The sequence below is a fragment of the Kytococcus sp. HMSC28H12 genome, assembly GCF_001816045.1.
GTDB classification, from domain to species: Bacteria; Actinomycetota; Actinomycetes; order Actinomycetales; family Dermatophilaceae; genus Kytococcus; species Kytococcus schroeteri.
In genome coordinates, this window is sequence record NZ_KV824430.1 from 1 (window position 1) to 1,749 (window position 1,749).

2 protein-coding genes and 1 pseudogene are annotated in these 1,749 nt (G+C 70.6%); all 3 read right to left on the reverse strand.

The features are described 5' to 3' along the window. A pseudogene (locus tag HMPREF3099_RS05705) lies at nt 1-632 on the reverse strand (hypothetical protein); the annotation flags it as partial. A gap of 318 nt (nt 633-950) precedes the next feature. Then, nucleotides 951-1,361 carry a hypothetical protein gene (locus HMPREF3099_RS05710; RefSeq protein ID WP_070705107.1) on the reverse strand — a complete coding sequence of 137 codons (411 nt, stop codon included), beginning with the start codon at nt 1,359-1,361 and terminating at the stop codon, nt 951-953. A gap of 192 nt (nt 1,362-1,553) precedes the next feature. Continuing rightward, nucleotides 1,554-1,682 (reverse strand): hypothetical protein, encoded by a 129-nt coding sequence (locus HMPREF3099_RS13620; protein ID WP_256374420.1) that lies wholly within the window; start codon nt 1,680-1,682, stop codon nt 1,554-1,556. Nucleotides 1,683-1,749 lie beyond the last annotated feature (67 nt).

Below are 1,749 nucleotides of genomic sequence, written 5' to 3' on the forward strand. Positions count from 1 at the left end.
CAGGCGCGCCGGGCGTGGTCGGTCGCGTAGACGGACCCGGCCCCGAGGTGCTCCAGCACGGCCCGGCGCCCGGTGCGGAAGGCCTTGTCGGGCACGTGTGCGTACTCCTGCCGCACCTGGGCGGTGTACTCGGTGTAGCGCGTGGCATCTGACGCCAGGACCCACAGGTCGGCGTCGCAGAACGCCCGGGCACGCCGGAGGGCGCCGCCGTCGCCCTCGCTGCTGATGCCGCCGTCCCCGCCCTCCGCCCGGTGGTCGACGGTGAGCAGCACCAGCCGCTCCACCTCGGCCACCACGGCCTCCGCGGCCCCGAGCGCCTCCAGTTCGCGCCGGGCCAGCGCCGCGGACTCCCGCTCGTTGGCGCCGGCCCCCGCGGTGGGGTCGTACACCGCATCGTGGAACCACCCGGCCACGCGCAGGAGGGGCGCGTCCCCGGCGTTCACCTCGCCGGCCTCGGTGAGCTCCTCGAGCGCCCAGAACAGCTCCACCAGGTGCCGGGTGGAGTGGTAGGCGCGCCCCGGCGCGGTCCACGCCGCGAGCAGGCGGGCGCCGGCATCGACCACCGCCTGGTCCGGTGCGGCGGGGGCGAGCGTGCTCAGGTCCTGGCGCCACCAGGCGATGAGGGCGGGCATGCGGCTAGTGTGCACCTCAGCCGGGGAAGTGCCGCCAGTGCTCGCCCGGCAGAAGCTCCACCTGACCGTCCACCACGCACAGGGCCGACCGGTCGTCCAACGCCCACGCCTCGCGCCCGAGGATGCCGCCGCCTTCGGGCGCGGTGCCCCGCGGTGAGCAGCACGAGCTGCTTCACCTCCTGCACCGTGCTCGCGTCAACGCCAGCGTCTGCGCGGCAGACCATCGCGCACTTGCAGACGATCCCACGAGTGTGCGCGGGGAGGGCAAAGCGCTTCACCGGGACGCCGCCCTCCCCGCGCACACGGGATCCGTCCTTCTCACTCCGCGGGATGGACGTTGCTCAGCACTGCAATCCCTGCGGTTCGGCAGGTCTCTGGAATGGTGAATTCTCCGGGGTCGTGGATGAACGCAGCGGACGCTTGGACATGTTGCCCGTCCATGACCTGCCCGCCCTCCGCGGAGACGGTGTGACGGGAGCCCTCGACGGAGAACGAGCCCGGGGGCCAAATGACGGCGGTTCTGGCGCTCTCTGGGCTGACGTCGGCGTCGAGATCTCCCGCCAAGGGTTCCACAACCCAGCACCCCTCGTCCTGGAGGTACCGCAGTGTCCCCTCGAGCATGGCCTCGCCCGTTGAACTGCTGTCCTTGGCCACCCAGAGGCTCGTGTCACCCTGGGCGCTCTTCTGGTCGGCGGAAGTGCAGCCGGAGACGATCAGTGCTGCAACCATGGCTGCACCCGTGGCCTCAGCCCACCAGGACATAGGCACCCCAGTGTCGCGTGACTCGGTTGAGAGGGGTGAAGAGCGACCTGTCCTTGAACCAGATCGTCTTGTACCCGTGGTGGATTCCGTAACCCTTGGTGCCGTTGTACCAGGGCCCCCCGCTGTTGCCGCCCGTCGTGTAGTGGTGCTCCATGGCGATCAGGCCGACAGGCTGCCCTTGGAGACGGTGGTGTCGTACACGGTGTCGCACCGCTTCCCGTTGCCGCGTCCGAAGTGGCACATGTAGGTGCCGACGCTGAACCCCGGCGCCTGAGCCAGGGTACGCACGTCGCGATAATCGGCCCGGAATCGGGGGCCCTCAATGGGCTCTTCCGATCTGAGGGTGTAGCAGCGG

Excerpts from the sequence above, each read along its gene's own strand:
- HMPREF3099_RS05710 (WP_070705107.1), bottom strand. The coding sequence starts at position 1,361 with ATGGTTGCAGCACTGATCGTCTCCGGCTGCACTTCCGCCGACCAGAAG.